20 protein-coding genes are annotated in these 19427 nt (G+C 61.2%); 5 read left to right on the top strand and 15 right to left on the bottom strand.

Features of this window, described 5'->3' with window-relative positions:
* Nucleotides 1-3: 3 nt before the first annotated feature.
* Nucleotides 4-831 carry an inositol monophosphatase family protein gene (locus tag BSY240_RS02000; RefSeq protein WP_054149758.1) on the bottom strand — a complete coding sequence of 276 codons (828 nt, stop codon included), beginning with the start codon at nucleotides 829-831 and terminating at the stop codon, nucleotides 4-6.
* 179 nt (nucleotides 832-1010) lie between these two features.
* Here BSY240_RS02000 and BSY240_RS01995 point away from each other — a divergent pair, with 179 nt between their 5' ends.
* Nucleotides 1011-1628 (top strand): thioesterase domain-containing protein, encoded by a 618-nt coding sequence (locus tag BSY240_RS01995; protein WP_054149759.1) that lies wholly within the window; start codon nucleotides 1011-1013, stop codon nucleotides 1626-1628.
* A gap of 5 nt (nucleotides 1629-1633) precedes the next feature.
* Here BSY240_RS01995 and BSY240_RS01990 read toward each other — a convergent pair whose 3' ends face one another.
* The 6 genes from BSY240_RS01990 to rpsD all read right to left on the bottom strand — a co-directional run bounded on the left by BSY240_RS01990 (nucleotide 1634) and on the right by rpsD (nucleotide 7216).
* Complete coding sequence (locus BSY240_RS01990) at nucleotides 1634-2215, bottom strand: protein-S-isoprenylcysteine O-methyltransferase (RefSeq protein WP_069041243.1); 582 nt, start codon at nucleotides 2213-2215, stop codon at nucleotides 1634-1636.
* A complete protein-coding gene (locus BSY240_RS01985; protein ID WP_054149761.1) occupies nucleotides 2212-3417 on the bottom strand; it encodes an alpha/beta fold hydrolase in 1206 nt (401 codons plus the stop codon). Before BSY240_RS01985 ends, BSY240_RS01990 begins: the two co-directional genes overlap by 4 nt.
* 209 nt (nucleotides 3418-3626) lie before the next feature.
* A complete protein-coding gene (locus BSY240_RS01980; protein WP_054149762.1) occupies nucleotides 3627-4457 on the bottom strand; it encodes an inositol monophosphatase family protein in 831 nt (276 codons plus the stop codon).
* Between the two features lie 137 nt (nucleotides 4458-4594).
* Nucleotides 4595-5500 (bottom strand): tRNA 2-thiocytidine(32) synthetase TtcA, encoded by a 906-nt coding sequence (gene ttcA / locus BSY240_RS01975; RefSeq protein ID WP_082347656.1) that lies wholly within the window; start codon nucleotides 5498-5500, stop codon nucleotides 4595-4597.
* Nucleotides 5501-5558: 58 nt separating this feature from the next.
* Nucleotides 5559-6485 carry a glutaminase gene (locus tag BSY240_RS01970; protein WP_069041242.1) on the bottom strand — a complete coding sequence of 309 codons (927 nt, stop codon included), beginning with the start codon at nucleotides 6483-6485 and terminating at the stop codon, nucleotides 5559-5561.
* Nucleotides 6486-6598: 113 nt separating this feature from the next.
* The gene (gene rpsD / locus BSY240_RS01965) at nucleotides 6599-7216 is read right to left on the bottom strand and encodes a 30S ribosomal protein S4 (protein WP_006726124.1); all 618 of its coding nucleotides are present in this window, start codon (nucleotides 7214-7216) and stop codon (nucleotides 6599-6601) included.
* A gap of 354 nt (nucleotides 7217-7570) precedes the next feature.
* Between rpsD and BSY240_RS01960 the strand changes: the two genes are divergently transcribed.
* A complete protein-coding gene (locus tag BSY240_RS01960; RefSeq protein ID WP_069041241.1) occupies nucleotides 7571-8392 on the top strand; it encodes a D-alanyl-D-alanine carboxypeptidase family protein in 822 nt (273 codons plus the stop codon).
* Nucleotides 8393-8421: 29 nt separating this feature from the next.
* Nucleotides 8422-9657, top strand: a complete 1236-nt coding sequence (pepT, locus tag BSY240_RS01955) for a peptidase T (protein WP_054149765.1) — start codon at nucleotides 8422-8424, stop codon at nucleotides 9655-9657.
* 27 nt (nucleotides 9658-9684) lie between these two features.
* Here the strand turns inward: pepT and BSY240_RS01950 are convergent, their stop codons facing one another.
* Both BSY240_RS01950 and BSY240_RS01945 read right to left on the bottom strand, forming a co-directional pair.
* Nucleotides 9685-11205 carry an ATP-binding protein gene (locus BSY240_RS01950; RefSeq protein ID WP_069041240.1) on the bottom strand — a complete coding sequence of 507 codons (1521 nt, stop codon included), beginning with the start codon at nucleotides 11203-11205 and terminating at the stop codon, nucleotides 9685-9687.
* Between the two features lie 100 nt (nucleotides 11206-11305).
* Nucleotides 11306-12442: an MFS transporter gene (locus tag BSY240_RS01945; protein ID WP_069041239.1), complete on the bottom strand. Its 1137-nt coding sequence runs from the start codon at nucleotides 12440-12442 to the stop codon at nucleotides 11306-11308.
* 248 nt (nucleotides 12443-12690) lie between these two features.
* Here BSY240_RS01945 and BSY240_RS24065 point away from each other — a divergent pair, with 248 nt between their 5' ends.
* Entirely contained in the window at nucleotides 12691-12984 is a 294-nt protein-coding gene (locus tag BSY240_RS24065; RefSeq protein WP_171901541.1) for a hypothetical protein, read from the top strand.
* 244 nt (nucleotides 12985-13228) lie between these two features.
* Here the strand turns inward: BSY240_RS24065 and BSY240_RS01935 are convergent, their stop codons facing one another.
* The 5 genes from BSY240_RS01935 to BSY240_RS01915 form a co-directional block, all read right to left on the bottom strand.
* Complete coding sequence (locus BSY240_RS01935; RefSeq protein WP_069043786.1) at nucleotides 13229-14455, bottom strand: hemolysin family protein; 1227 nt, start codon at nucleotides 14453-14455, stop codon at nucleotides 13229-13231.
* Between the two features lie 142 nt (nucleotides 14456-14597).
* Nucleotides 14598-15428, bottom strand: coding sequence for a glutamate racemase (gene murI / locus BSY240_RS01930; RefSeq protein WP_069041237.1), 831 nt, complete (start codon nucleotides 15426-15428; stop codon nucleotides 14598-14600).
* A complete protein-coding gene (locus BSY240_RS01925) occupies nucleotides 15406-16239 on the bottom strand; it encodes an RNA methyltransferase (protein ID WP_069041236.1) in 834 nt (277 codons plus the stop codon). Before BSY240_RS01925 ends, murI begins: the two co-directional genes overlap by 23 nt.
* A 67-nt stretch (nucleotides 16240-16306) precedes the next feature.
* Nucleotides 16307-16894, bottom strand: coding sequence for a hypothetical protein (locus BSY240_RS01920; RefSeq protein ID WP_069041235.1), 588 nt, complete (start codon nucleotides 16892-16894; stop codon nucleotides 16307-16309).
* Nucleotides 16891-17409 carry a hypothetical protein gene (locus BSY240_RS01915; protein WP_069041234.1) on the bottom strand — a complete coding sequence of 173 codons (519 nt, stop codon included), beginning with the start codon at nucleotides 17407-17409 and terminating at the stop codon, nucleotides 16891-16893. The genes BSY240_RS01920 and BSY240_RS01915 overlap by 4 nt, the downstream gene beginning before the upstream one ends.
* A gap of 220 nt (nucleotides 17410-17629) precedes the next feature.
* Here BSY240_RS01915 and BSY240_RS01910 point away from each other — a divergent pair, with 220 nt between their 5' ends.
* Nucleotides 17630-18844 (top strand): NADP-dependent isocitrate dehydrogenase, encoded by a 1215-nt coding sequence (locus BSY240_RS01910; RefSeq protein ID WP_054149773.1) that lies wholly within the window; start codon nucleotides 17630-17632, stop codon nucleotides 18842-18844.
* A gap of 33 nt (nucleotides 18845-18877) precedes the next feature.
* On the opposite strand, the gene BSY240_RS01905 is transcribed toward BSY240_RS01910, so the two are convergent.
* A complete protein-coding gene (locus BSY240_RS01905) occupies nucleotides 18878-19402 on the bottom strand; it encodes a hypothetical protein (protein ID WP_069041233.1) in 525 nt (174 codons plus the stop codon).
* Nucleotides 19403-19427: the final 25 nt, after the last annotated feature.

Below are 19427 nucleotides of genomic sequence, written 5' to 3'. Positions count from 1 at the left end.
TGATCAGTCGACGGTGAAGATGCGTTCGCGCAACTCCTGCCAGGCGTCGGCATCGGAGGCCACGAGCAGTCCGCCCGACGTATGATGCGGCAGGTAGGGCGAACCATCGAAGCGCGCGACATGGGCGCCCGCCTCCTGCATCATCAGCGCGCCGGCGAGGTGGTCCCAGGGCATCAGCTTGTTGTACATGGCAAAATCCATATGCCCCTGGCCGAGCAGCCGGTATTCATGGGCGGCACAGCGATAGCTGGTGAAGAGACGGACCTCTGCGAGATTGGACAGGATCTTTCGGCGAGTCTCGATATCGAAGAAACCGGTATTGGCGATCCCGATCATCTGTTCGAGCGGGCCGCTGGGCCGCACCTGCATCTGCTCCTGGCTGCCATCTGGCCGATAGATCCAGGCACCCGATCCCTTCTCTACCAGCGCCCAGTCGTTACCGATCGGGTCGTAGATGACGCCGCCGATGGTTTCGCCCTTGGACACCACGGCGAGGATCATGCCGAACAGTGTTAGCCCCGATGCGAAGTTGAAGGTCCCGTCGATCGGATCGACCACGACGGCAAGCTCGGCGCCCTTCAGTCGATCGAGAAGCGCCGGATCGGCCGCGACCGATTCCTCGCCGACGAACAGGGCATCAGGCATGATAGCCTCGATCCCCTTGCGGATGACACGCTCGGCAGCCTCGTCCGCTTCTGTCACCAGGTCGATCGCTTCGGTCTTCATCCTGACATCACCGTCGCCGAGATTGCGGAAGCGCGGCAGGATCTCTTCGACGGCAGCCTCCTGCAGGAGATTTGCAAGGGCGGCGATATCGATGGTCGCGGTCATGAGTGGCCTTTCTGATCCGTGAAAGAGAGGCGCGAAATCTGGCGCCGTCCGGGGTGCGCCCGTTCTAGCCTGCCGACAAGGGCGAAGTACAGGGCCGATGGCCCGGCATGTCGGTTGTCAGGCTCGTCAAATCATGCATGAATCCGAAAGCACTCCATTTTCGAGGATGTCCTTCAGACATGATTTCCAGGCGCACCCTCCTCTCCCACGCATCTCTCTTTCTCGCAGCCTCCGTACTGCCCGCCGAAGCCGCAAAGCCCCGAAAGCCGCAGCAGCCGAATGGCCAGGTTTACCTGTTTCGCGGATTTGCCGATATTTTCTCGACGGGTCTGAATACCCTGGGGCAGCAGCTGAAGGCGGATGGCGTCAACGCGCAGGTGATGTCTCTCCCGAATGCTCAGACCTTTGCACGCAGGATTGCCGATCGCTACCGCGCCTCGAAGGGTGCCCGCCCGATAGTCCTGGTCGGGCATTCGCTCGGGGCCGACATGACCTTTTCAGTTGCACGCGCCTTGCAGCCAATGAAGATCCCGGTCGCTCTGATCCTGAGCTTCGATCCGACCGGCAAGGGGCCTGTGCCCGCCAACGTCAAGAAGACGCTGAACTTCTACACCGGCGGCGAAAACCTCTGGTCACCCGTCCTGCCCGCGCCCGGCTTCAAGGGCGAACTCGCCAACATCAACCTGCGCCAGGGCGAAACGGCGATCAGTGGCATCGGCCATTTCAACATCGACAAGAACCCGAAGCTGCACGAGCGGTCGATCAAGGAAATCAAGCAGGCGCTTCGTCGTCGCTGAGGCGCTCAGAATATGCCGGGAACCAGCCGCTTGGTGCGGGCGCAATAGGCGTCGTATTCGGCTCCGAAGGTGTCCCGCATCATCGCCTCCTCGCGTGACTGACGCACGGCATAAAGGGCAAAGACGGCGACCAGTCCGGCAAGGCCTGCAATCCAGTTGGGAATGAGCAGCGCCTGGGTCACGCCCCAGAGCAGGAAGGAGGCATACATCGGGTGACGCACATAGGCGTAGACACCGCCGGTGACCAGCAGGTGTCCTTCGCGCACTTCTAGCGTCACCGACCAGTTCTTGCCGAGATCCTTGTGGCTGCGGCGGAAGAGCCATAGAAAGGCGATCCCGGAGAGCGTCCCGAGGACAAGGGTCACACCCCCCTGCCCGCGATCGGCCAGCCCTCCCAGGACCTCCAGCCGCCAGAGAACCGGCATCACAACCAGCCCGAACGTGCAGAAGACGAGCAATGAAATGTCGAGCGGCGTGCGCTTGTCGACCGCCGTCTTCTGCCGCCGCGCCCGACGCATAGCCGGATAACGCATGCCGCACCAGGTCACCAGCATCAGGGCCCAGAGGATGAAGGAAATGCGGATCATGAAGTCGCCTCTACCGTCTTGCCTGCCTCTGCCGATAGCGGCAGCCTATCGCCTCTTACGGCTTCGATCGGCCGGGTGCCACAGCAGATCATGAAGAAATCGTAGAAATACCGGCGGCTATTGGCCGAGATAAACTGATAGTGAACGCGGAAGAAGTTCTTCTTCACGCGCCGATAGGTCTCCCGCTCGAGCATGTCGCGAATGCGCACCTGGAACTGCCGCGGGAACTGATCAGCCCGCTGATGTTTGAGACCAGCCCGGGCGTAAGGATCGCATTTGTAGAAGTTGATGATGTCGGTCAGCGCCTGGAACTCTGTCCAGCGGATGCCGGGATGACGGGCAAGCACCTCAAGTCGCGCACGTGCCCGAGATGCTGCCGGGTGCAGCGCAACCTTGAGCGATGTCGAGCCGACGGTGACCAGCTGGAAGTCGACGGGCCTGCCCTCAGCCACCAGCCTCTCGGCCAGTTGGTGAGCGACATCGAGGATGAGAGCGCCGCCCGTCGAATGCCCGACAAGCAGGACTTCGTCATAGGCCGATTGCGCAATGCGCTGCGAAATCAACGCGGCCCAGGTATCGATCCGCTGATCCATGCTGGGGCGCCGGCAATGGAGGTGCTCGCGGCTGCACGACCAGAGATCCATGAGATGATAGACGAAATAGCGGCGGCCGACATAACGCCCGAGAGCATAGATGACAGCAAGGCCGGCAAGTCCCGGCAGAAGCGGGTCACCGGGAAGCCCGATCCAGTCCACGAGACGGTAAGCGATCGTCCCGAACCAGACGAACAGCCCCAGCATGACGAGGGGATAGAGGAAATAGAGTGCGAAGCGCCAGTTGGTGGCAAAGAAGCGGAACATCGTTCCAGAGACGACATAGTCGATGAACGCAATGAGATAGGCAAAGAGCCGCGAGATGAACGGTCTGGCCCCATCATGCTTGACGATATCGTCGAAACTCAAAAAAGTGATCTCGGATCGGCAGGCACCGTCGGGCCCGCGATAATCGGCCACCGCAGTCATTGCCATGGTGCCGGTCGCTTCGACCGGTACCCCCAGCTTGGCTTCGACCGACCAGCACTTGCAGAAGCGCTCCATTTCGCGACCGATGCGCCGAAAGAAGCCTGCAGCATCGTTGCGTTCATATCCTCCGACGAGAAAGACGGCACGTCTCGACACCGAAGGCTGAGCGACCTCAGACATTCCTACTCCTACGCACTGCTCGAAACCTAGAGCAAGGCTCAAGGATCTTCGTTGACCCGCAATGTGCAAGAAGGCTCCGACACAGTCCAGCCAAAGTCACAAGCACTTCCGGAAATACTGACATTTCCTGTGTCTTGTTTGCGACAGACCTGGGACCTGCCGATCGAGCCACCCGGAGGCAGCCCGCCAACGACCCATCGCAAATCGCCCTAGCTCGCAAGAACCACTCTCGACAGGATCATCTCCCAGCTATCGGCATCCGGTGCACTGAGAATGCCACCGGTCGTTTGCCCGGGCAGATAGGGCGAGCCGTCAAACCTCCTCGTCACGCCACCGGCTTCCTCATGCAGAAGAACGCCAGCAAGATGATCCCACGGCATCAGCTTGTGGTGCCCGATGAAGTGAACCTTGCCGGTTGCGACAAGCCAGTATTCGTAGGCCGAGCAGTTATAGGCGAAGGCCATCCTGGTTTGCGCCAGATTGCCGGCGATACGCCGACGCTCTTCCTCGCCGATGTCATTGATCGATATCGTGCCCACCATCATCGAAAGTTCCGTCGCCGCGGCAACCCGGATCGCGGCCACAGTGCCGTCGGCCCTCAGCCAGCGCGCGCCCGCACCCTTGCTCGCGACCAGCGTGTCAGCGAGCACGCAGTCATGGATCAATGCCGCGATCGTCTCGCCCCTTTTGACCACGGCAAGGTTAGTCCCGAAGACCGGCAAACCAGCCTGAAAATTGAAGGTCCCGTCCACGGGGTCGATGACAAACGCCAGGTCTGCATCGGGCAGAGCGGATACGAGCGCCGGATTGCTTTCACAGGCCTCCTCTCCGACGACCAGCGCCTCCGGCCATCGCTTCAGAAGCTCTGCCGTGAGATAGGCCTCGGTCTTGAGATCCGCATCGGTTACAAGATCGATCGAGGACTTCTTTTCGACGATATCGGGCGCATCGAAGCGGCGGAACCTCGGAAGGATCTCCCTCTGCCCGGCCGTCCTGACAAGGTCGAGGATATCGAAGAGATCACTGTCGCGAAAAGTCATGCACTTGGTCCGTCTTGCACTGCCTAGACGCCAGGATGACAGACATACGTCGAGCTCTCGCGGATCGCCACTTGGCATTCCTTGGAGCCCTTGCATGAAGATCTGTCTTGGGGTCTTGAGGTTGAAGGTGGTCGTTCTTAGCCGTCCGTCTGTGACGGCGTCATGACAGCGAGCCCGGCAAAATCGAAGAGCTTCGGGTCGAGCAGATGCGAGGGATCGACATGGGCAAGCGCGCGCAGCATCGCATCCTTGCGACCGGGCATCTTCGCTTCGATACCAGCCAGCATCTCCTTCATCGCATTGCGCTGCAGACCGTCCTGCGATCCGCAGAGGTCGCAGGGAATGATCGGGAATTCCATGGCCTGCGCAAAACGCGCCATGTCCTCTTCCGCGGCATAAGCCAGCGGACGCAGGACGAAGAGATCCTTCTCGTCGTTCAACAGCTTGGCCGGCATGGCCGAGAGGCGGCCACCATGGAAGAAGTTCATGAAGAAGGTTTCGAGAATGTCCTCGCGGTGATGGCCGAGCACCAGCGCATCGCAGCCCTCTTCGCGGGCGATCCGGTAGAGGTTGCCGCGACGCAGCCGCGAACAGAGCGAGCAATAGGTGCCGCCGCTGGGGACCTTCTCCTTCACGATCGAATAGGTATCGCGATACTCGATGCGATGTTTCACACCGATTGAGGCTAGATATTCGGGCAGGACATGCTTCGGAAAATTCGGCTGCCCCTGGTCGAGATTGCAGGCGACCAGTTCGACCGGCAGCAAGCCACGCCATTGCAGATCGAGCAGGATCGCCAGCAGGCCGTAGCTGTCCTTGCCTCCCGACAGACCGACCAGCCACCGCTTCTGACCTTTGAGCATGTCGAAGTCAGACATTGCCTGGCGCACCTGGCGGATCAGCCGCTTGCGCAGCTTGTTGAACGAGACCGAGCGCGGTGCCCTAGTGAAGACCGGATGCACCGTCGAGAGATCAAGCTCATCCTCGCCTTCACCCTCGAGCAAGGCGGCATTCTGACTGTCGATCATGTTGACGAGGTTCATCTTCGGCTCCGGCCTCGGCGGCTGTTCGGCTCTCCAATGCCCTTTGCGACCGGCAAGATCAAGTCCCGAAGACGGACCAGCCCGTGCGGGTGGCGAGCATTTCAAGCGCTGCCGAGCCGAGCGCCGAATTGCCGACCTTGTTCAGCCCGGGCGACCAGACGGCGATCGACGCCTTGCCCGGAGCGACGGCAAGGATGCCACCGCCGACGCCCGACTTGCCCGGCAGACCGACATGATAGGCGAAATCGCCCGAGCCGTCGTAATGGCCGCACATCAGCATCAAGGCGTTGATGCGGCGCGCCCGCTTCGGCGAGACGACAGAAAAGCCGCTCAGCGGATTGGTGCCGCGATTGGCGAGAAACAAGCCTGCATGGGAAAGCTGGACGCAGGACAGCGCCAGCGCGCATTGGTGGAAATAGACCCCGAGCGTGTGCTCGACCGGATGCTGCAGATTGCCGAAGCCGCGCATGAAATTGGCGAGCGCAAAGTTGCGATAGCCGGTGCGCTGCTCCGACTGGGCCACCTTCTCGTCGATCGACAGTGTCTCGTCATCGGCGAGATAGCGCATGAAGCGCAGATACTCGCCGATGGCCTCGCGCGGTGCATGGCCCGCAAGCACCATGTCGGTGACAACGATCGCACCGGCATTGATGAAGGGATTACGCGGGATGCCGTGCTCGTGTTCGAGCTGTACGATGGAATTAAAAGAGGAGCCGGACGGCTCGCGCCCCACCCGCTTCCAGATCGATTCGCCCGCCTTGCCGAGTGCCAGCGTCAGCATGAAGACCTTGGAAATGCTCTGGATCGAAAAGGCCGTATCGGCATGGCCGGCCTTGAAGGTTTTCCCGTCGACGGTGGTGATCGCGATCCCGAACTGCTTCGGATCGACACGCGCGAGCTCGGGAATGTAGTCGGCCACCTTGCCCTCGCCAAGGCGCGGTTCGAGCGCACTGACAATCTCGTCGGCGATCAGCTGCAGATCCATGTCGTTCCCCTTACCCGCGTTCGTACCCCGTCATCTTTCCCGGTGAACGCTGCACTGCAAACAGAAAAAGCCGCCCCGAAGGGCGGCTTTCCACAAATCCGTCTCGCGAGCAATTAGCGCGAGTAGAATTCGACGACCAGGTTCGGCTCCATGATGACCGCATACGGAACATCCGAAAGGCCAGGAACGCGAACGAAGGTGGCAACCATCTTGTTGTGGTCGACTTCGATGTAGTCAGGAACGTCACGCTCAGCGAGCGATACCGATTCCAGAACAGTGACCATCTGCTTCGACTTCTGGCGAACTTCGATGACGTCGCCGGCCTTGCAGCGGTACGAACCGATGTTGACGCGAACGCCGTTGACAGTGACGTGGCCGTGGTTGACGAACTGGCGGGCAGCAAAGACCGTCGGTACGAACTTGGCGCGGTAGACGATGGCGTCCAGACGCGACTCGAGCAGGCCGATCAGGTTTTCGCCGGTGTCACCCTTGCGACGGTTGGCTTCGTCGTAGGTGGCGCGGAACTGCTTCTCGCGGATATCGCCGTAGTAGCCCTTGAGCTTCTGCTTGGCGCGCAGCTGCACGCCGAAGTCGGAAAGCTTGCCCTTGCGGCGCTGGCCGTGCTGGCCAGGGCCGTATTCGCGGCGGTTCACCGGGGACTTCGGACGGCCCCAGATGTTTTCGCCCATACGGCGGTCAATTTTGTACTTGGAAGATGCGCGCTTGCTCATCCGTATTTCCTCTCAACAGGTTACAGCGGTTTGTTACCAAGCCGCTTAAGGAAACACGCCCTCCTCTGAGCCTCCGTTTCCGAGGCTCCGACAGGATTCTCACGTCAGCGAACGGAGAAAACCACGGGACATGTCAAAACAAACACCGGGCGTTTCGGCCCGGCGTTGGGGCGTCATTAGTGGGGTGCGTGAGAAATGTCAACACGTTATCAGGAGCGTGTGTGACGAAAGAGTGACTGTAGCATCTGCCCATTCTCTGGCGGAAAACCGGGCGATAGCGCCTGCAAAGGCTGACAGAGGCACAGAAGTTCGCTATCCCCCATACCATCCTCCATGAAAGAAGTCTCTTCCTCGATGATGACAGACCTGTCCCGCCGTATCCTGCTCGCCTTCGCTGTAACGCTCTCGATGTTTGCGCCGGCAGCGGCCGAAGTCCAGAAACCCGGCCATGCCCATATCCTCATCGACGCTGGCACCGGTGCGATCCTCGAGGCTGAGAATGCCGATATGGTTCTCTATCCGGCATCGCTGACCAAGATGATGACGCTCTATCTGACCTTCGAGGCTTTGCATTCCGGACGATTGAAGTGGGCCGAGCGCCTCGTTATGTCCGAGAATGCAAACGGCAAGGAGCCCTACAAGTTCGCAGTCGGCGCCGGCAACACGATCAGCGTGCAGGAAGCCGTCATGGGCATGGTCGTGCTTTCGACCAATGACGCAGCGACCGCCGTTGCCGAAACGCTTGCCGGTTCGGAGGAAGCCTTCGGACAGATGATGACATCGAAAGCCCGCGAACTGGGAATGACCAGCACCGTCTTTACCAATCCATCGGGCTTGCCCGACACCCGCCAGGTGACGACCGCCACCGACATGGCGCGTCTTGGTCTGGCGCTGCTGCGGGACTTCCCCGAAGAGTACAAGCTGTTCGCCTCGCGCGGCATGACCTTCCGCAGCATGAAATTTCGCGGTCACAACGCCTTCCTGGTGCAGTATCCGGGCGCCGAAGGGATCAAGACCGGCTTCACCAATGCCTCGGGCTACAACATCGTGACATCGGCAAGCCAGGGTGACCGCCGCCTGATCGGCGTGGTTCTGGGTGCTGACAGCGCCAATGCTCGCACGCAGGAAATGATCACGCTGTTCGACCGTCACTTCGGAACCAAAGCCAGCCAGTGACGACAGGAAGCCCCAAGAAAGCCATTGCCATGACCGACACCGTTCTCGACCGCTTCCTCCGCTATGTCGTCATCGACACCCAGTCCGATCCGGCCTCCGACAGCCAGCCCTCGACGGAGAAGCAGAAGGATCTCGGGCGCGTTTTGGTCACCGAACTCCTGGCGCTTGGTCTCACCGACGCCCATCTCGACGAACACGGCAATGTCTATGCGACGATCCCGTCCAACACGGCCAGGGACGTGCCTGTCATCTGCTTCTGCAGCCACATGGACACGGCGCCCGACTTCACGGGCACGAACGTCAAGCCGCAGCTGGTGCGCAACTACCAGGGCGGCGACATCACGCTGACCGGCGACACCAGCCAGGTGATCCGTGTCGCCTCCCATCCGCAGTTGAAGAACCAGATCGGCAACGACATCGTCACCACCGACGGCACGACGCTGCTCGGCGCGGACGACAAGGCAGGTGTGGCCGAGATCATGACGGCAGCCGCTCATCTCATGGCCAACCCCGACATCAGGCACGGCACGATCAAGATCCTCTTCACGACGGACGAGGAAATCGGTCGCGGCGCCGACAAGGTCGACCTTGAAAAGCTCGGCGCCCGCTTCGCCTATACGCTCGATGGCTCGACGGTCGGCGAGATCGAAAACGAGACCTTTTCCGCCGATGGTGTCGTGATCGAGATCACCGGCGTCGCCATGCATCCAGGCTATGCCAAGGGCAAGATGGAGAACGCCATCAAAGCCGCAAGCGACATCGTCGCCCGCCTGCCGCGTGACATCGCACCGGAGACCACCGACGGACGCCAGGGCTTCATCCACCCGGTCGACATCTCCGGCAGCATGGAAAGCGCCAGACTGCAGCTCATTGTCAGAGATTTCACTGAAGTCGGCCTGAAAGAGAAGGAAGAGCTGCTGGAGAAGATCACCCAGGAGGTCATGGCAACCTATCCGGGCTCGAACCACACGCTCACGGTCAGGCACCAGTATCGCAACATGCGGCAAGTCCTCGACCGCCATCCGGAGATCATGGACAATCTCGAGGAAGCCGTGCGCCGCGTCGGACTGGAACCCGTCCGCCACAGCATTCGTGGCGGCACCGACGGCTCGCGCCTCTCCTTCATGGGCCTGCCCTGCCCCAACATCTACACCGGCGGCCACGCCTATCACTCACCGCTCGAATGGGTGAGCGTTCAGGACATGGAAAAGGCGGTGGAGACGATTGTCGCTCTCGTCCGAGTCTGGGAAGAGCGGGCGGCCTAAGCCGCCCGGTAAAGAGCCGCCAGGCTCTCACTCGGCAGCCGATGGCGTCCGCTCCTCGGCATCCACCTGGTTCGGATCGCCGGGCTGCGTCTCGGCTTCGAGATCAGGGAAGGCGACGATGCGCTTGCCGGAAAAGTCGGTGTGCACGACGACCAGCCCCTGCTCCTCGAAATAGCCGAGAAGACGCCGGGCACGGCGCGCCGAATGGGTGCCGTAGGCTCTCGCAATGCGTTGGTCCGAGGGGCACTCCTCATTGCGAAGCGCCGCCTTGGCAAGCAGCAGGAACACGCCCTGCAAATCGTCGGAAACGCGGACGGACAGCGACAGCGCCGTCTGCCAGCCCTCGCTCGCCGCTGTCTCCTCGTCCACACCGGCACGGGCGATTGCGACACGACGGCGGAATTCTCCCATCGGCATGGGCGGGCCGGACACGCGGCGCATGCGGGCGCGCACCAGGAACTCCTGGTAGAGCACGCTGTCGGTCCGGTAAGCGGCCTGCGGATCGCCGAGGATTTCGGCAAGCACGGCGGATAGCCGGTCCTCACGCTCCTCGGCCGACATTTCCGCGCCACGGCTGGGCGTCTCACTCGAGGAGGGAGCCAGTGAAGCCGGCGTCGAGCGGGAGAGTTCGGCCAGAATATCCGTCGTCGGACGCGGCGCCGGTGGTGCACGCCGCACGATCGGTCGTGTGAACTCTTCCGGGTCCGGCGTGAAGATCAGGTCTTCGACATCCGGCAGTGCATCCGGCAGTGGCATCAGCATGGGCGATGACGAACGCGCCGACGTTTCTACCGCCCCAATGACGATCGGCAGCGGACGACGCGACATGGCAGGACCAAGCGCCACGAAATTGCCGCGCTGCAGATCGCGGAACATCTCCGCCTGGCGACGGTCCATGCCGAGCAGGTCGGCTGCACGCGCCATGTCAATATCGAGGAAAGTGCGCCCCATCAGGAAGTTGGAGGCTTCGGCCGCAACGTTCTTCGCAAGCTTTGCCAGACGCTGCGTCGCGATCACGCCCGCAAGTCCACGCTTACGGCCACGGCACATCAGGTTGGTCATCGCGCCGAGCGACATCTTGCGCGCGTCTTCGGAGACATCGCCGCCGACGGCAGGCGCAAACATCTGCGCTTCGTCGACGACGACCAGCACCGGATACCAGAATTCGCGATCGGCATCGAAGAGACCGTTCAGGAAGGCGCCGGCGGCGCGCATCTGCTGCTCAACATCGAGACCTTCCAGCGTCAGCACGCAGGAAACACGGTGGCGGCGGATGCGGTCGGCGATACCGGCAAGTTCGGCTTCAGTGCGCTCGCCATCCACGACCACATGGCCATACTTGTCGGAAAGCGTGACGAAGTCACCCTCGGGGTCGATGATCACCTGCTGCACCCACTGGGCAGACTGCTCCAACAGGCGGCGCAGCAGATGCGACTTGCCCGAGCCCGAATTGCCCTGCACCAAAAGGCGCGTGGCGAGAAGCTCCTCGATATCGAGCTTGGCAGGCTGTCCCCCCTGCACCGTTCCCATATCGATTCCGACCTTCAATGACGGCATCCTCAAATCATGTGTTGATCTCAAGTCCCTAACAGACTTGCACGCTTGCGTGTGGGGCGCATCCGCGAAACCCACAGGGAACTGCGCGTTCTCAGGCGCCCCGGCGCGGACGCAACAGTCCTGCAAGCAGAATGCTGAGTAGCAGTGCCGGCAGCAGCGTGGCAAGCCCGCTACGCAGATCGAGCACCTCGGCGACGAAACCGATCATTGGCGGCCCAACCAGGAAGCCGAGAAGCGCAATGAAGCTCAAGATCGCAACATTCTCGGCCGCCGGACGGTCGCCGAGATCGGCGGCCGCCGTGACCGCGAGCGGGAACCCGACTGAGACGCCGAGCCCGACGCAGGCGAGCCCCAGATATACCAGCGGCGTGACCGGCGCCATGACGACGACCACCATACCGGAAAGCGCGAATACGAGGCAGACCCGCGCAAGCATGACCGAACCGAACCGCTCCTTTGCACCATCACCGACAAATCGCCCGACCGAGACCATCAGGGCGAAGACGACGTAACCCATGCCGGTTGCCATGCCGGACGTCGCGAACACATCCTTGAGGTAGACGGCGGACCAGTCGGCCACCGCCCCTTCCGTCATCGTGATGCCAAAGACGAAGAGACTGATGCCGAGAATACCGGGGCTTGGGCGCCGCCACGACGAGCGAGGCTGCGCTTCGGTCACGGGAGCCTCGTGGACGGGTAGTGCGCGACAAACCATCACTGAAATCGGGATCAGGACGAGCGACAGCAGGCCGATCGCCACGAAGGGCGATGTCTGAAGCGCAAGGAAACCGGCACCGATGAGGCTACCCATCATGATACCGAGGCTCCAGAAACCGTGGCAACGGTTCATGATCGACACCGTGCCGCGCTTTTCGATCACATCCGCCTCGACATTGAGCCCGAGTTCGATCGTCGAAAGGCCGATCCCGAGAAGCACGAGCAGGAAGAACAGCGAGGCGAGACCGGGGGCAGCCACAGGCAGCGGCACGAGCGCCAGAAACACCGGAAACCCGAAGATCAGCGTGTTGCGGCTACCAACACGCCCAACCAATTGCCCGGCAAAGGGCAGCATCAAGAGGATACCGGTAGGCAGTCCGAGCAATGCCATGGCGAGTTCGGCAGGGCCGAGCGACAGCCGCTCCTGAACGCCGGGGATCTGCGGCAGCCAGCTGCCAAAGGCAATCGGCTGCAAGAAGAAGGCTACCATGATGGTGAGTTTGGGGGACATCAACGAACCGGAGGGAGGTATGGCAGGGAATCACATGGATCCCAACTGTCAGCGAGCGGCACCGGTTTGGAAAGAAGACCACTGCGTCGACTGGTCTTCTTGCCCGCAAAAAAGGAATAACGGCTCAGTCGCCTGAACCGTTCTTCCTTGCCTCAGACACGGAAATCCCAGAGGACGAGGCTTCTCGGTCTCCTCCACGCCTCGTCCTCTTCCGGGAGCCCGATGTCGCGCCGCAGCTGGGGCGACAGATGAGACGCCAGATTGCGGATCTGCCGCCGTCTCCAGCTCGCCCCGACCAGAGCGGCCAACAGCCGCCAGGAGCCGAAACGCTCAAGAAGTTCGTCCATCCGCTCGGCCAGCGGCAATTCAACTATGGATTGATTTTTGTGCATGACTTGTCCGTCCCGGAAACGCGGATGCGCCCAGGTCCTTTCGATGATGAAAAGCGACGTGATGCAGGCACGCGAACGCATTCACACGCGCAGGCGGCAAGTCACGTCATATGGTGGAAAAACGCCGAAAAAGGCAGGGAAAATGACTGATCAGACAGTCATCGGGTGTAGCGGCAGGTCGCAGAAAATCCCACGAAAGCCGGTGACACCGATCCGCCAGAGAGGCGCATACGCATGAAAAATTGAGTCATCTGTCGCCTCCTGTTGTTTGTGTTGCGGATGCTGGGAACATGCCACGCCAAAAAGAGCGCCGCAAGCGCGCAATTCGAGATTGCAGAACTTGCGGCGCGCCGTTGCACTTATGCAACAAATTGTCGCAGGGCGTCTGTCGACTTTAAACCTCGACGGCGCGGGAAACGAGGAGCTTGTCGATCCGGCGGCCATCGAGGTCAATCACCTCGAAACGCCAGTCGCCCTTGACGAAACTCTCGCCGAGTTCGGGGATCCGCTTCAATTCGTCCAGTACGAAGCCGGCAACGGTCGTGTAATCCGGATCCGGATCGATCGGCACACGGATGATGTCGATGAACTCGTCGACGGGGGTCCAGCCGGCCACCAGATAGGAGCCGTCCTCGCGCTGCACCATCGCCTGCTCTTCCGTCTCGTCCTGACTGAAGGCACCAGTAATGGCTTCGAGAATGTCGCCCGAGGTGATGATGCCTTCGAAATGGCCGTATTCGTCATAGACGAGGACCATATGCAGAGCGGTACGGCGCAGGGATTCGATGATGTCGGACGCCTTTGCCAGATCAGAGACCACGGGCACTTCGCTGATAAGGTCTGGAAGATTGAGCGCGCCGCCTTCGGCAATCTGCTCGTACAGTTTCCTGGTGAAGAGCACGCCGACAATCTCGTCGGAATCGCCACTGCGCACCGGGATGCGCGAATGGGGGATCTCGCGTAGTTTCAGGCGGACTTCCTCCACCGTGTCCCCGATATCGAGGATCTGCACGTCGCGACGCGGCGTCATCAGGCCACGTGCCTGCCGATCGGCGAGCCGCATGACGCCAGAGAGCATGGCGGATTCACTGGTTTCGATGACACCGGCGCTGTGGGCCTCGGCCAACACTGTACGGATTTCCTCATCCGTCACCTTGCCACCTCCAGCACCACTCTGTCCGAGAAGGGCAAGCACAAGCTTGCCCGACCCGTCCAGCAGCCAGACGAGCGGCGCAGCAACCCTCGAGAGGACCGACATCGCGATGGCGACACGTGCAGCGACACCTTCGGCGTTGCGCAGTGCGACCTGTTTCGGGACCAGTTCGCCGACGATCAGCGACAGATAGGTGATGAGAACGACCACCGTACCGACGCCGAGCGCATCGGAGACGACAATTGAAAACCCCTGCAACTGCAGCCAGCCGGAAAGCCGCGCACCGAGCGTGGCGCCCGAGAAAGCGCCGGACAGGACGCCGACGAGCGTGATGCCGATCTGGACAGTGGACAGAAAACGACCGGGGTCACTCTGAAGCTTGAGCGCCGTTTCGGCTCCCCGGCTGCCCTGTTCCGCAAGCACCTTGAGGCGCGCAGGACGGGCAGAAACGACCGCAAGCTCCGACATGGCGAGAACGCCGTTGAGCACGGTCAGAAAGAGAACAATCGCAATTTCAGTAAACAACTAAGGGGCTAAGCTCCTCTACACCGGCTGAGCGTCCGGCAACGCCTCATAGGTAACACGGCGCACCTCAGGTCCCAAAGGGAGATCAGCGGAAAAATGGCGTGTCGAGCGGCTTCACGGCCAATCCCATGCCCTGCATCAGGCGCCGAGTGGAGAAATCCTGGCTGCCGGACGTAAAGACCGCAAAATCGAAATTATCGGGATGCTCGGCCCCGTCGACGAGCGGGACAAGCCGCCGCGCCTGACGCGCGATCGCTTCCGCCGGATCGAGCCAGTCCACCGGCCAGGGCGCAAGCCTGCGAAAGACATTGGCGAGGAAAGGATAATGGGTGCAGGCGAGCACCACGATGTCTGTCCGCAAGCCTTCCCTGTCGACGAAACACGGCGCGATTTCTGCCAGAACATCCGCATCATCCAAGGTTTCGCCGCGGATATAGGCTTCCGCCATGCGCGCGAGGTTTTCGGAGCCGACGAGCCGCACATGGCATTGCGAGGCGAAAGACTGTATCAGATCGCGGGTATAGGCCCGCTTGACAGTGCCCGGCGTCGCCAGAACCGAGACAAGCCCGGATCGCGTGCGTTCCGCAGCAGGTTTGATCGCCGGCACCGTACCGATGAAGCGCATGTCAGGGAAGCGATGCCTGAGATCGGCGCCGGCAAGCGTGAACGCCGTATTGCAGGCGACAATTACGGCGTCTGGATCGTAGCGGTCGAAAAGCTCTTCGAACAGCAGGGCAATGCGCGCCTTGAGTGGCTCTTCCTCCCAGCCACCATAGGGAAAGCCGGCATCGTCGGCGACATAGATGAAGCCACGTTCCGGCATCAGCAGCCGCGCCTCGCGCAAGACGGTGAGACCGCCAATCCCGGAATCGAAGACCAGGATCGGCTTGAGATCAGGCGTCCCGGCTGTCGTCATGCTGAGCCTCAGCCTCGCTCTCGCTCTTTCCCGCAGGCGGTCTCTGGCCCGGTCGTGCAAAACGGTCGAGCGAACTGATGACACCGCGGACCACATGGATCTCCGGACCGGTGAAAGCACGTCTGCTGAACACGGCTCGCAGGTTCTCGATCATCCTGGCCTTTTTGTGGACCGGATGGAAGTAGTTGCGCGCATCGAGCGCTTCTTCCAGATGTTCGAACAGGCCGATGACCTGCTCCTTGGTCGCTGGCGGCTGTTCCGGCGCGTCAAAAGGCACCCCATGCACATCCTCCATGCCGGATTTCATCCACTCGTAGGACATGAGCAGAACGGCCTGGGCGATGTTCAGCGAGGCGAAGGCAGGATTGACGGGAAAGGTGACGATCTCGTCGGCAAGCGCCACTTCCTCGTTCGAAAGGCCGGACTTTTCGCGACCGAAGAGGATGCCGGTCTTCTCACCGGTGCGGAACTTGGCTCGGAGCGTCTCCGCCGCCGTTACCGGTGAGCGGACAGGCTTGAAGCCGTCGCGGTAGCGCGCAGTCGTCGCGTAGACGAAGTTGAGGTCTGCGATAGCCTCCTCAAGCGTGTCATAGACGACAGTGCCATCGATGACATGATCGGCCTTGGAGGCCGCGGCACGGGCCTTATCGGACGGCCAACCGTCACGCGGATTGACGAGACGCAGCTCAACCAGGCCAAAATTGGCCATGGCGCGCGCCACCATGCCGATGTTTTCGCCGAGTTGCGGCTCCACCAGAATGATTGCCGGCCCCTCGGCCAGCAGAACGCGCTCGCTGTTCGTCCCTGCCATTACGTTTCCCTCAAAGCTATTTCGCGCACCCCTTGGCACAAAATGCCCCGCAGGCAAAGAGGAGGGCCTACTCTTTGGGCCAAGATCCCGTCAGCCGGAAATCGAGATAGGCCTTGGTCATGGCAGCGAATTGCGCCTTGACCGAGCTTTCGAGCGCACCCTCGCGGTCGCTATCGCTCCACAGGTTGTCGATCACGTAGCGACCGTTCTCCTCGACGACATGGAAAACCGTCTGTGGTCGAGAGAGATCAGGCGCATGGCCGAAGCAGGAGACGGCATCGAAATAGACGTCGACGGGGGTAACCCCATCCCGCTCCGCCCGGGCCTCGATGCGGACATCCTTCAATTCGCAACTGTCCTGACCGCCAATGACCACGTCATAGCCGAGCATGTAGCCGCTGCCATCCTGCAACGCGTCCGTCTTCTCGGCGAGACGATAGACGTCGACAAAGCTTGCGCTGTAGATCGTGGCGAGCAGGCGATCATCGAAATAGCCGGACGCCTCCACCTTGGGCGCATCCTTGTCTTTCCATCCAGCGATGCTCATCACGATCCGCACCGGTTCGAGCGGATCGGCTGCCAGGACCGTCTTTGCCGGAATTAAGCCCACCATTGCGGCAACGGCGGTGAGGCCGACGGAGCGGAGGCGGTTCACAGGCCACCCTGCCGCTTCAGGTCCTGCTTGATCGAACTGCCGGACTGCCCGTTCTCGACGGGATAGATGTCGTCGATGACAGGGCGACCGCCCTCCTCGACAACGTGAAAGATCAGGACGGTATCCGGAGCATCGCCGCCACCAAAACAGGAGCGGTTGTCGAACAGTGCGGTTACCTGCCCGTCGCCGTCGTCCTCGATCCTGATGTCTTCAAAGGGGCAACCATCCTGTCCCTGCGCGATCGGGTCATAGTCGAAGGGGAAGCCCGTGGTCTCTCCTTCGGGAATGTCATAGGGCGGGTTCTTCGAAGCCGCCTCGAAGGCCGATGCGAAGTCCTTGCTGAACACGCGAGACAGCCGGTCCTTCGAGAAGACCTCCTCTTCCTGGCCAGTGGTGCCCTCGGCCCAATTCCGGGCGGTCGCCTCCACCACTTCGCGGACGGGCGCTGTGACATCCGCGGCCATTGCGGTGCCCGACGACAGCATCAGCAGCAATACGATCCAGGTGCTCTTCATGAAAACTCTCCCGAGGCTTTCTCTCCCGCCGTTCTAACTGAAAGCGTGCGCGCCATCAGGACCAAGTTTGGGACGAAAACGCACGCCAAAAGTCTGAGCGAGATTTTCCCCGAAGGCGGCCTCTGCTGTTTGCCTTGTAACGAGAGAATGTTATAGGCAGGCCATCGGCAGAGCGCCCTCCCCGCGCCTGCGCGTCAGGCAAAAACTCGTGAGGATATTCATGACCAAGATCAAGGTAGCCAACCCGGTCGTCGATCTCGACGGCGATGAGATGACCCGCATCATCTGGCAGTTCATCAAGGACAAGCTGATCCTGCCCTACCTGGATCTCGACATTGAATACTACGACCTGTCCGTCGAGAACCGCGACGCCACCAACGACCAGGTGACGATCGATGCCGCTCACGCCATCAAGAAGCACGGCGTCGGCATCAAGTGCGCAACGATCACCCCGGATGAGCAGCGCGTCAAGGAATTCAACCTCAAGGAAATGTGGAAGAGCCCGAACGGCACTATCCGCAACATCCTGGGCGGCGTCATTTTCCGCGAGCCGATCATCTGCAAGAACGTCCCCCGCCTCGTTCCCGGCTGGACCAAGCCGATCGTCGTCGGCCGTCACGCCTTCGGCGACCAGTACAAGGCGACCGACTTCAAGTTCCCGGGCAAGGGCAAGCTGACCATCAAGTTCGTCGGTGAAGACGGCGAAGTGATCGAGAAGGAAGTCTACAACGCACCGGGCGCCGGCGTTGCCATGGCGATGTACAACCTCGACGAATCGATCCGCGAATTCGCTCGCGCCTCGATGATGTACGGCCTGATGCGCAAGTGGCCGGTATACCTGTCGACCAAGAACACCATCCTCAAGGCCTATGACGGCCGCTTCAAGGACATCTTCGAAGAAGTCTACCAGGCCGAGTTCAAGGCGAAGTTCGAGGAAATCGGCATCGTCTACGAACACCGCCTGATCGACGACATGGTCGCCTCGGCTCTGAAGTGGTCCGGCGGTTACGTCTGGGCCTGCAAGAACTACGACGGTGACGTACAGTCGGATACGGTTGCGCAAGGGTTTGGCTCGCTCGGTCTGATGACCTCGGTTCTGCTGTCGCCCGATGGCCGCACGGTCGAAGCCGAAGCTGCCCACGGTACGGTCACGCGCCACTACCGCCAGCATCAGAAGGGTCAGGAAACCTCGACCAACTCGATCGCCTCGATCTTCGCCTGGACGCGTGGCCTCGCCCACCGCGCCAAGCTGGACGACAACACCGAGCTGGCCAACTTCGCAACGACGCTGGAAAAGGTCTGCATCGACACGGTTGAGGCTGGCTTCATGACCAAGGACCTGGCCCTGCTCATCGGTCCGGACCAGCCGTGGCTCTCCACGACAGCCTTCCTCGACAAGGTTGACGAGAACCTGAAGAAGGCCATGGCCGCCTGATTGGCAGCCAAGGTTTGAGCATTCAGAACCCGGTCACGGCAACGTGGCCGGGTTTTCCAATTCTGGATCAGCAAGATCCTCGCCCTGATCGACCTCGTCGAAGCGTTTGCGGATTTCCGCACCGAGCCTGCGGCCGGTCATGTGATAGCCCGAAAGCGGGAGCGCATAGGTCTCCAGCCGCTCGGGTTCATCCTCGTCAAGATGGTCGATATCGATCACCCAGCGCCCTTCGACGCGCCGCTGCGCCAGTTCGACCATGGATGCCCAGGCGATCCGCCGATCGGTGCGATAGTCGATCAGCTCTTCGTTGTTGAGCTCGACAAGGGGCCGCATCGACCCTGCAATCCCTTGCCAGCCCCTTCGAAGACCGAAGAGTGAAAGCGCCAGGAGCGCGAGATAGACCAGCACCATGGGACTGGCCCAACCGCTCCCGAGCAGGCTGGCCAGCAATCCGCCGAAGGCCACGGACATGACGATTGCGGATGTCGCCGCCCAGAGGACGGCAAAGCCCCGGCGCGGATAGACGATCAGGGTGGGATATGTTGTCTCGGTCTTCATCAACGATCACCATAGGCAATATTCA

The organism is Agrobacterium sp. RAC06 (genome assembly GCF_001713475.1).
GTDB lineage: Bacteria > Pseudomonadota > Alphaproteobacteria > Rhizobiales > Rhizobiaceae > Allorhizobium.
The sequence above is the reverse complement of the archived record's forward strand: the minus strand, read 5'-3'. Positions and strand labels throughout refer to the sequence as shown.

Excerpts from the sequence above, each read along its gene's own strand:
- BSY240_RS02000 (WP_054149758.1), bottom strand. The coding sequence starts at position 831 with ATGACCGCGACCATCGATATCGCCGCCCTTGCAAATCTCCTGCAGGAG.
- BSY240_RS01995 (WP_054149759.1), top strand. The coding sequence starts at position 1,011 with ATGATTTCCAGGCGCACCCTCCTCTCCCACGCATCTCTCTTTCTCGCA.
- BSY240_RS01990 (WP_069041243.1), bottom strand. The coding sequence starts at position 2,215 with ATGATCCGCATTTCCTTCATCCTCTGGGCCCTGATGCTGGTGACCTGG.
- BSY240_RS01985 (WP_054149761.1), bottom strand. The coding sequence starts at position 3,417 with ATGTCTGAGGTCGCTCAGCCTTCGGTGTCGAGACGTGCCGTCTTTCTC.
- BSY240_RS01980 (WP_054149762.1), bottom strand. The coding sequence starts at position 4,457 with ATGACTTTTCGCGACAGTGATCTCTTCGATATCCTCGACCTTGTCAGG.
- ttcA (WP_082347656.1), bottom strand. The coding sequence starts at position 5,500 with ATGAACCTCGTCAACATGATCGACAGTCAGAATGCCGCCTTGCTCGAG.
- BSY240_RS01970 (WP_069041242.1), bottom strand. The coding sequence starts at position 6,485 with ATGGATCTGCAGCTGATCGCCGACGAGATTGTCAGTGCGCTCGAACCG.
- rpsD (WP_006726124.1), bottom strand. The coding sequence starts at position 7,216 with ATGAGCAAGCGCGCATCTTCCAAGTACAAAATTGACCGCCGTATGGGC.
- BSY240_RS01960 (WP_069041241.1), top strand. The coding sequence starts at position 7,571 with ATGATGACAGACCTGTCCCGCCGTATCCTGCTCGCCTTCGCTGTAACG.
- pepT (WP_054149765.1), top strand. The coding sequence starts at position 8,422 with ATGACCGACACCGTTCTCGACCGCTTCCTCCGCTATGTCGTCATCGAC.
- BSY240_RS01945 (WP_069041239.1), bottom strand. The coding sequence starts at position 12,442 with ATGTCCCCCAAACTCACCATCATGGTAGCCTTCTTCTTGCAGCCGATT.
- BSY240_RS24065 (WP_171901541.1), top strand. The coding sequence starts at position 12,691 with ATGAGACGCCAGATTGCGGATCTGCCGCCGTCTCCAGCTCGCCCCGAC.
- BSY240_RS01935 (WP_069043786.1), bottom strand. The coding sequence starts at position 14,455 with ATGTCGGAGCTTGCGGTCGTTTCTGCCCGTCCTGCGCGCCTCAAGGTG.
- murI (WP_069041237.1), bottom strand. The coding sequence starts at position 15,428 with ATGACGACAGCCGGGACGCCTGATCTCAAGCCGATCCTGGTCTTCGAT.
- BSY240_RS01925 (WP_069041236.1), bottom strand. The coding sequence starts at position 16,239 with ATGGCAGGGACGAACAGCGAGCGCGTTCTGCTGGCCGAGGGGCCGGCA.
- BSY240_RS01915 (WP_069041234.1), bottom strand. The coding sequence starts at position 17,409 with ATGAAGAGCACCTGGATCGTATTGCTGCTGATGCTGTCGTCGGGCACC.
- BSY240_RS01910 (WP_054149773.1), top strand. The coding sequence starts at position 17,630 with ATGACCAAGATCAAGGTAGCCAACCCGGTCGTCGATCTCGACGGCGAT.
- BSY240_RS01905 (WP_069041233.1), bottom strand. The coding sequence starts at position 19,402 with ATGAAGACCGAGACAACATATCCCACCCTGATCGTCTATCCGCGCCGG.